The organism is Kitasatospora sp. NPDC054939 (assembly GCF_053610105.1).
This window is the reverse complement of sequence record NZ_JBSGXP010000083.1, coordinates 28,894-37,641: the sequence shown is the minus strand read 5'-3', so window position 1 is coordinate 37,641 and position 8,748 is coordinate 28,894. Positions and strand designations below refer to the sequence as shown.

9 protein-coding genes are annotated in these 8,748 nt (G+C 71.3%); 2 read left to right on the top strand and 7 right to left on the bottom strand.

Annotated elements, in window-relative coordinates:
- The 3 genes from ACWGB8_RS22935 to ACWGB8_RS22925 all read right to left on the bottom strand — a co-directional run.
- The coding region (locus ACWGB8_RS22935; RefSeq protein ID WP_452215419.1) for a helix-turn-helix domain-containing protein at nucleotides 1-140 on the bottom strand (140 nt) is incomplete at its 3' end.
- Nucleotides 141-371: 231 nt separating this feature from the next.
- Nucleotides 372-686 (bottom strand): glyoxalase/bleomycin resistance/dioxygenase family protein, encoded by a 315-nt coding sequence (locus ACWGB8_RS22930; protein WP_452215417.1) that lies wholly within the window; start codon nucleotides 684-686, stop codon nucleotides 372-374.
- 251 nt (nucleotides 687-937) lie between these two features.
- The gene (locus tag ACWGB8_RS22925; protein WP_452215416.1) at nucleotides 938-1,393 is read right to left on the bottom strand and encodes a MerR family transcriptional regulator; all 456 of its coding nucleotides are present in this window, start codon (nucleotides 1,391-1,393) and stop codon (nucleotides 938-940) included.
- Nucleotides 1,394-1,469: 76 nt separating this feature from the next.
- Between ACWGB8_RS22925 and ACWGB8_RS22920 the strand changes: the two genes are divergently transcribed.
- Nucleotides 1,470-2,240, top strand: coding sequence for a methyltransferase domain-containing protein (locus ACWGB8_RS22920; RefSeq protein ID WP_452215418.1), 771 nt, complete (start codon nucleotides 1,470-1,472; stop codon nucleotides 2,238-2,240).
- A 476-nt stretch (nucleotides 2,241-2,716) separates the two neighbouring features.
- On the opposite strand, the gene ACWGB8_RS22915 is transcribed toward ACWGB8_RS22920, so the two are convergent.
- From ACWGB8_RS22915 to ACWGB8_RS22905, 3 genes are all read right to left on the bottom strand, one after another.
- A complete protein-coding gene (locus tag ACWGB8_RS22915) occupies nucleotides 2,717-3,298 on the bottom strand; it encodes a snapalysin family zinc-dependent metalloprotease (RefSeq protein ID WP_452215415.1) in 582 nt (193 codons plus the stop codon).
- Nucleotides 3,299-3,534: 236 nt separating this feature from the next.
- Entirely contained in the window at nucleotides 3,535-4,446 is a 912-nt protein-coding gene (locus tag ACWGB8_RS22910) for a LysR family transcriptional regulator (protein WP_452215414.1), read from the bottom strand.
- 205 nt (nucleotides 4,447-4,651) lie between these two features.
- On the bottom strand, nucleotides 4,652-5,431 hold the full coding sequence (locus ACWGB8_RS22905) for a S1 family peptidase (protein WP_452215413.1): 780 nt from the start codon (nucleotides 5,429-5,431) through the stop codon (nucleotides 4,652-4,654).
- 706 nt (nucleotides 5,432-6,137) lie between these two features.
- On the opposite strand from ACWGB8_RS22905, the gene ACWGB8_RS22900 reads away from it, so the two are divergent.
- Entirely contained in the window at nucleotides 6,138-7,814 is a 1,677-nt protein-coding gene (locus tag ACWGB8_RS22900; RefSeq protein ID WP_452215412.1) for a hypothetical protein, read from the top strand.
- A 153-nt stretch (nucleotides 7,815-7,967) separates the two neighbouring features.
- Here ACWGB8_RS22900 and ACWGB8_RS22895 read toward each other — a convergent pair whose 3' ends face one another.
- Complete coding sequence (locus ACWGB8_RS22895; protein WP_452215411.1) at nucleotides 7,968-8,726, bottom strand: G1 family glutamic endopeptidase; 759 nt, start codon at nucleotides 8,724-8,726, stop codon at nucleotides 7,968-7,970.
- Nucleotides 8,727-8,748: the final 22 nt, after the last annotated feature.

Here is an 8,748-nt window from a genome sequence, read left to right as displayed (position 1 = left end):
GTCCACGCCTCGGACCGGGCAGCCAGCGCCCGGTTGTAGACCAGCCTCACGCATCCGAACGTGCGCGACAGCTCGGCCGCCTGCGCATCCGTCGGATAGAAGCGGAACTTGAAAGCCCGCTTCACGTGAGTAGCAGCCATGGCTCACACGTTAGCACTCCTGCGCGTGAGTACGTGACGTTCCGTCAGCTGCCGCCTACGCCAGACCGACTTGACCGCGATCCGGCTTCCTCTGCCCCGCTGCGCGGGAGTTTCGCCGCCTCCTCCCCCGGCTGAAGCCGGGGGTATCCACGAAAGGACTCAGATGACGATTGACACACCAGCGATGTCGATCGCCCGCCGGTGGGCCCGCAGTCCGCGACCGAGGCCCGCTCAGCCGACGTGGACCTCGACGGTGCGACCGTCGGGATCGGTGAGCAGGTGACGCCCCGCGGTGAGCGGCACCGCGGCACCGCTGCCGTCGACGGCGAGGCCCAGGCGGAGGATTTCGCTCTGCCGCTCCGGCCGGGCCGGATAGAGCTCGAAGACCGTACCGTCGGCCAGGACAGCGGCATAGTGCCGGGGCCCCTGCCCGTGCTGCTCGGCGGCGAAGACCAGCCCGAGATCGCGGTAGAAGCGATGACACTCCTCAAGGCGCGGCGTATAGAGCACCACCAACGTCATACGGATCGAACTCGGCTCGCTCATCGGCTCCTGGCCTACGTCAGGGAAGGGATACGGAGTTCGACCGTAGTACCTGCGAGCCGGCCGACGGCCAGGGCCCTGCGAGCAGCGGCCGGGTCCGGGCGGGCGGGCGGGCGGTCCCGCAACCCCGGGGAATGTCAGCCGGGGCGGCGAGCGGGACCTGACCCGAGCCCAGTACCACTGCAGCTGGTGACCCTTGGTCCTGCACCGAGGAACGAAGCGGGGGGGCACGGACGCCTTCGAGATCGAAGAGATCACGGTTCGCCTCGGCGGTGCCGCATCGGCCCCGCGGGTTTCGGGCGTGGGGAGCCACAGGGGTCCGTGGACGGCGCTTCCGTGCCCGCGCCATCGGCCACCAGCCGGAAATGGGCGCACCGGGTGAAGTCCTCCTGATCGCAGCCGAGAGCGCATTCGATGAGTGCGAGTGATGCCTGCGCTGCCGCGATTCGGGAGCGCAGCGCCTCCGCCTCCTCGTGTAGGACGTTCCGCCGTTCCACGGCACCGGCAGTGGTGACCAGAGCGCGAATGGTGTCGAGGGAGAGCCCCGACTCCTTGGCCCGCAGGACGACGGCGACGCGGGCGAGGTCGGCTGGGTGGTAGCGGCGGCGGTTCGCGGCGTCGCGTGCCGGAGCGAGGAGCCCCATCGTCTCCCAGTGACGCAGGACGTGCGTGGCCAGACCGAAGCGTTCGGCGACGGCACCGATGCTCATCGGGCCGCGCTCACTGCTGACGGGCGTCCTGTGCGTGCTTGACTTCATGCCGACATTAACGCCCAGTCTGTCTCTCATGACCAGGGAAACAGCACACGGACGCCACCCCGCCGACGACCTCGTCGCGCGACTCGACGAGGCCGACCGCCTTCCAGGAGCCCCGCAACTGCGGTCTCTCTCCTACGACTTGCTCGGCGCGAAACCCGGCACGTCCATAGTGGACGTGGGGTGCGGCGCCGGACGAGCCGTGGCGGAGCTGGTCGAGCAGGGGGTGCGAGCCGTCGGCGTGGACCTGAGCGAGCAGATGATCGCCGTCGCTCGCGGCCGTTGGCCCGAGGCGGAGTTCCGGATCGCGGGGGCGTGCGAGCTGCCGCTGCCGGACGCCTCGGTGGACGGCTACCGAGCCGACAAGGTGTTCCACGAACTGGCCGAGCCCGAGCGGGCGTTGGCCGAGGCCCGCCGAGTCCTCACGCCCTGCGGTCGGATCGTGCTGGTCGGCCAGGACTGGGACGCCCTCGTCATCGATTCCGACGATCCGGCCCTCACCCGCACCATCGTGCACGCCCGCGCCGACCTGATCGTCAGCCCGCGGGCAGCTCGTCGGTTCCGCGCCCTGCTGATGACCGCCGGCTTCCGCGACGTGACGATCGAGGTACGCACCAGCACGCTCACCGGGCCGGCCGCGCTGCCCTTGCTCACCGGACTGGCCCGAGCAGCCTGCTCCGCCGGTGCCGTCACAGGCGCGCAGGCGGACCGTTGGAACGCTGATCAACACGCGCGGGCCAAAGCCGACCGGCTCTTCCTGGCCGTGCCGATGTTCGTGGCCGCGGCGACCGCGCCGCACTGACGCAGTGGCCGCCTGATCGGGGGCGGACCGAGTGACCGCTGCCCTGTCGATCCCGGTGAGCGCGGGTTCGAGGTCGTCGGCTCGATCGGGTGACGTCCCGACCGGACCGACCTGCGGGTCGGACCTCCTGCACAGCTCGTGGGTCGAAATCCGACCGAGCAACAGGAGGCCCCCGGCACCGCAGCCTTCCGTGTCCTGACGTGTGGTTTCCTCGCAGTCGCCGTTCGTGTCGCCGTTCGTGTCGCCGTCCGTGTCGCCGTCCGGGGCCGGCGGCGGGACCAGGGCCGCGGCCGGGCCTGACGGCGCCTGACGGGCTGCGGCACTCGGCGGCCCCGGCCCGTCCGGCCTGCTCGGCCTGCCGCCGGCTGTGGTGGCGGGAGCCTCGGACCGCGGTACGGAGGCCCGGTCGAATCGCACCGCAGTCCGGGGCGGCGAGGACAGCGGCGAGTACGGGTGCCCGTCCCGCCTCCGGGCGGTCAGGGCGTGTCGGCCGGCAGGAGGCCTCCGGTCGGGGTGGGCGCGGCGGTGCGGCCGGCGTAGGCGGACTCGACCCCGGACCGTTCGGTCGCGTCGGGGGCGGCGTTCTTGCAGGTGACACCGGCGCTGGAGCCCGACATCAACTGCGAGCACGGTCCGGGCTTGGTGTCCGGGAGGCCGAGGCTGTGGCCGATCTCGTGGGCGGCGATGCGGGTCTTGTCGTGGCCCTCGGCGACCGCCAGGCTTCCGAGTTCCACCCGGCCCCTGCCGCCCGGACGGACCGGGCCCAGGGTGGCCTGCGGCCAGCCGTTGGTGGCGACGATCTGGATCTCGGCGCGGGTGCCGGGCCGGGCCTGCGCCAGCTTGACGTTGGTGGTGTTCGCGTTCCAGGAGGCGACTCCGGCCGCGATGGCGGCTTCCCATCCACCGGCGCGGGTGGCGTCGTAGTAGAGGGTGGTCACGGCAGAACCGCTTGCCGGTGCAGCCGCTTCGGGCCTGGAGTCGGCCTGCGCCGCGGGTGCCATCATCATGGTGATGATCGCGGCGGTACCGACTGCTGTGAACCACTTCGGGTGGGGCATGACTGTCCTTACGTCGGGTCGGTCTCCCCGGGAGGAAGGGGAGACGGTGGCAGGGGCGGCGGACGTCGCCACCTCCGGGAGGAAGCGATCTCACTTTGGCGGTGACCTGCCAAGTCGCCGGAGGGGGAGATGCGCGGGTGCTGTGCCGACTCCCGCCGACGGCGCCCGGTCGGACGTCCGCAGCTGGGCCCGAAGGTCCGGGCGGGGCGGGTGAAGCCGCTCCGTCGCCGGGAGGGTCAATCCGGCTTGACGCAGCGGGAGTCGAAGGCGTCCCGTACGAGATCGAGCAGCAGGGGCCGGGCGCCGAAGAGCGGTGATTCGCGGTGCAGGGCCAGCAGGTGCCGCCCGAGGAGCGGGTCGCCGGCGAGTCTTCGCATGACCACGCCCTCACGGGCTCTGGTCGACCCCTGCAGCAGCGTGAGGCCGACGCCCTGGGCGACCAGGTCGCACAGGATGCCCACGTCCCCGATGCGGAGCGGTGAGACCCGCGGCGCGAATCCAGCGGCTCCGCAGGCATCGACCAGCGCGCCGTAGTCGTCGCAGCCCAAATCGTTGGGCGGCAGGAGCCAGGTTTCGTCGACGAGGCCCGCAAGGTCGACCCGCCTCTCCCGGGCGAGGGGGTGCCCGGTCGGAAGAATCACTACGACGGGTTCGAGTCCGATGACGTCGACGACGACCCCCTCGGCCGGCGTCGCGCCGAAGCCGTCCAGATCGACCAGGCATCCCGCGGCGATGGACCGGTCCCCGACGCGACTCATGGCATCCCCCGTCGTCGCGAACTGCACGAAGCTCAGGGGGTTGCTCAGCACGGTCGGCAGGTGGAGCGCCAGATGGCTCAGGAACGGGCCGGAACTGCCGCCCACCGTCACCGGCTCCAGGCCGGCCGCCGACCGGAGACGGCAGGTACGAATCCGGTCGGCACTGGTCACCGCGTCACGGGCATGCAGGATCACGAGTTCACCAGCCCGCGTGGGTACGACCCCACGGGCCGAACGCTCGAAGATTGGCTGGCCGAGCAGGGCTTCGATCCGGCGCAGTTGGGTGGTTATCGCCGGCTGGGAGAGCATGAGCGCAGCGGCTGCCCTGCTCAGGCTGCCCGCTTCGGCGATCGCCAGCAGAATGCGGAGGTGCCGCAGTTCCAGTTCCATGGCATCGCGAGGCTAGTTCACGCCGTCATGTCATGTCCACGGTTTCGGTGCAAGACGGAACACATCGGTCCGAACATGACGGTCGGTCACCTCCCGCACGATGGCTGGACGATGAACCGCGGCCGGAGCAAGGTTGCGCACCCCCGATCCGGCCGCGATCCGGCGTCCCGGACCCTCAGGGGGCCCAGGCCGCAGAAGTGACGACTCAGAGGGTGCCGGTGTACTTCTGGATCCAGGGCCGCCAGGAGGCCAGGTCCGTGTAGAGGGCGTTGCCGACTCCGCAGGTCTCGTGGCCGCTGCCACTGCGGCTCGTGGCGCCGGCCAGTTCGAGGCGGCCGTTCCGGTCGATCAGGGCCGGCCCGCCGGAGTCGCCGTAGCAGGCGGTGTCGGAGGTGGTGCCCGCGATGCACAGCTCGCGGCTGCCCATCGCGTCGCTGCAGGAGCTGTCGGGCAGCACCTTGGTGTCGAGTTGCTTGAGGTAGCGGGGCGTTCCGGTGGAGCACTCTCGCTCCGGGCAGGTCTGCCCCCAGCCGAGCAGGCGGGTGGCAGAGCCGTCGGGCGGGGTGGTGGCGGTGATCGGCACGGGCGTGTTGGTGACCCGGCCGCTGAGGCGCAGCAGGGCTATGTCCTGGCCCCGCATGTTCTGGTCGCTGGACGGGCGGACGATCTGCGAGACACCGGCCAGGGTGCCGCCACTGCGGTGGTCGTTGGAACCGATCCGGACGCGAAGGGCGGAGGCCGGGAGCGGACCCTGGCCGTACGTGCAGTGCAGGGCCGTGACCATCCACTCGGACGAGATGAGCGAGGCGCCGCAGTAGTGGCTGCCGTTGACCAGGATGGATCCCATGAACGAGTAGGTGGAGGTGGCCTGTTCGCCCCCGACGATGGGGGTCGGGGCCGCCACGGCGCTGCTGGTGAAGGCCGGTGCGGCGATGGTCAGGCCGAGGGCGATCCCCGCGGCGGACAGGGGCCGGGAAAGACGCATGGGGGTTCCTTCGTTCAGGAGGCGTCGGGGGCACGGAGGGGAGGGCCGGTCGCACCCCCCGTGTCGGGTTGTCCGTGGCCCATCAACCTGCCGTCCACAGGAGTATGTGAGCGGGCACTCCGTCTTCGCCAATGTCAGCGGCCCATAACATCCAGGGGCGCAGGGGTTGTTGTGACCGACCGGGTGGGGCGGCGCTCCGTTCCCGACCCTCGATATGCCGGAGCTGCTCGCTGACGGCCGACTACACCCGCGACCGGTCCGGCTACGAGCTCGTACACGGCAGGAGGCACCGAGGACATCGGGTGGCCCGTGTCCGCAGTCGCGAGCCCTCGCACGCACGAGGTGCAGGTCGACCGGGCTGTCGGGGGCCGGTCGGCGCGGGTCGGGGCCGGCCAAGTCGGGTCGGCGCGGGTCCGCCGATTGGCTCGTACAGGTGCGCGTCGGGATCCGTGACCCAACGATTCCATCGTGGAGCGTCGATCGGCGCTCGCCCCCGGATCACACGACCCGTGCGGACGACGGCAGAGGTGAGGACGTACAGATGGCATGCGTACCCGGTGGAACCAGGTCGCCCGGGCCCGGCGGGCGCACCCCTCGGTGGCGATGGGTCCTGGCGGTGGCGGCGTCGGTGAGCCTGGTGCCGCTGGGGGCCCAGCCGGTGGTGGCGGGAGGTCAGGCCGTGGGCCCGGCGGCGAAGGTGATCGAGGTGACCGATTTCGGCGCCGATCCCGGCGACAACGGCCACGACGACACCGCCGCGATGCAACGCGCGGCGGACGAACTGTGCAGACCGGAGAACGCGGGCGCCACGCTGCGCTATCCGCCCGGCGTGTACAACGTCGACCGGGTCGTCGACACCGCGACGATCACCGCCGATCCCCGGACCTGGACCATCCTGTACGACAAGTGCCGGAACGTGCGGATCACCGGACGCGGTGCCCGGGTCGAGGTCGCCGGAGACTTCACCCGGACGGCGGTCACCAACTACCCGGGTACCGAGTTCTGGGCCACGGACAGGCAGCAGACCACCCCGTTCTACTTCCAGGACGCCGACGGCCTGGAGATGACCGGGTTCGAGATCGACGGCAACGTCGAGCGGATGAAGCAGCAGGTCCCGGCGGGCGGCAAGCTCGCCGAGGCGTCCGAGCACGGCGTCCACATCGGTGGGAGCATTGGCAACGCCAGCCGCCGCGTCGTCCTCGCGGACCTCCGCATCCACTCGATGGCCACCGACGGGATCCTGCTGGGCTCCGGCAGGGACGTGGAGATCCGGCACGTCATCAGCGCCAACAACGTCCGCCAGGCCCTGACGATCGGGCAGGGACGCAACGTCCTGGTCACCGCCAGCGAACTGCGCGACACCGGTGTCGTGGGCACCGCTGTCGACAGCTACCCCGTGCACTCGCCGGCGCGCGGTGTGGACATCGAGCCGGAGTGCACGCCCAAGGGCGCCGAGTGGGCCCCGTACGACGGGAGCGGCAACCAGATCGGTGCCTGCAACGACGTGGTGGGCGTGACCGGGAACATCCTGTTCGACCGTGTCAGGGTCACCGGCAACCTCGGCGGCGGGATCGCCATGGCCCACGGGGAGGCCTCGGCGAACGTGACGGTGCGCAACTCGTTCCTGCAGAACCCCCTCGAACGGAGCGGGGACGTGGTGGACATGGGGATCGTCGGCGGCATCGTCGAGAACTCCACGCTGGACAGTCAGAACGGCTTCGCCCTCTGGTGCGTCACGGCGGGCAGCCCCGCGCAGCTGACCTCGCCCACCTGGGCCCGCTACCTGCGGGACCTGGCGAACGACCCGTCTCCGATCGCGCGCAGGGTGTACCGGCAGACCGACCCGGTCTTCTCCACCACGGTGCGCAACAGCCTCATCGAGGGCCAGGGAACGAAGATCCGCTGCGAAAGCGCCACCCCCGTGCTGAGGCTCCTCGACAACACCATCCGGGGAACCGTCCTGAACGCGCCCCCCGAACCGCAGTCGCCCCCGGACGAGCGGGTCTTCCCGAAGTGGGGCCACATGATCGTGCTGTCGGGGACCCCGGGCGCCGAGTGCAGCACGGGCCGCGACTGGGGGAAGGAACTCACCATCAGGGGAAACCGGATCCACATTCCGCAGGCCGCCCCCCGAGGGGGAACGTACGGCCAGATCAGCTACTGCGGAACGCGGCTCCGCCTCGCCGACAACTCCTACACCACCGACACCGACACCGCGTCCGACCCCCTGCGCGTGTACTACAACCGCGCGCAGGGCGTGGGGTCGGTCACCGGGGACTGCTTCCCGCGCAGCGGCGCGATCACCGCGGTCGACGAGGCGGGCCTGCCCTACCCCCTCACCCCGCGCGGAACACGCCGGTGCCTGACACTGCCCCAGCCCTGACCCACCGGTCTCGGGTGATCGGACCGTACGGCCGCCTGCCCAGCGGGGGTTCCTACCGCAGCCTCCGGCGGGGTTCCCGCCGGGTCAGGAGTGCCTGCGGCCTGTCCCGGGGGCCGGGCAGGGCCGCAGGCACGGGTGGCCCCCGGTCGGGGGTCAGGGGCTCAGCCACGTCACCGTGAAGTCCGTTCCGTCCGTCAGCGGCGAGGTGGTGGCTCTGCGGCCGCCGCCGCCCTGACGGGTCATGTGGACCCTGATCGGGTCGAGGTTCCCGATCGGTGTGCCGTCGACCTGGGCGCGCGAGAACCGGAGCGTCCCGAAGTCGGTCAGCGGGCCGCTGTCGCCCGGTGTCTCGGCGATCACCTCGGCGGACCTCCGCAGGACGGGACGTCCATGGGTCGGCTTCTTGCGGGTGATTTCGATCCAGTTCTGTGTGACGTCCTGGAGGACGAGCTCGAAGCTGCCGTCATCGAGGTAGGTGACCCGGGCCCTGATCTGGTCGCCCGGCTTGACCGGGTCGTTGTAGTAGACGGGGCCGTCCGGGTACATCTCGTACCAGGCGCCGTACTCCACCCGGCCTCCCCCTCGGCAGTACGCCCCGGTTCCGGTCTGCTCGACGGTGTTGCCCCCCGCGGCGCCGTCGAGCCCGACCCAGAAGTCCGCGTTGGTGGCGCCCGGACCGCAGGTCGCGGTGGGCTGGATCCAGGACGCGCTGACCTGGGTGAACGCGTCGGCGGCGCCGACCACTTCGTAGCCGGCCCAGTTCCCGCTCGCGGCGGCCACCGTCCCCGCCAGGGGCGGTCGGTGGTGCCGCGGGTGCGCATCGCGCGGTTCGGCGGCCGCGGGTACCACGCTTCCGAGGAGCGCCAGCAGGGCGACGGAGGCGGTCAGGGCGAGTGGGCGTCGGGTGCGCATGGGGTCTCCGGAGGACGGGCTG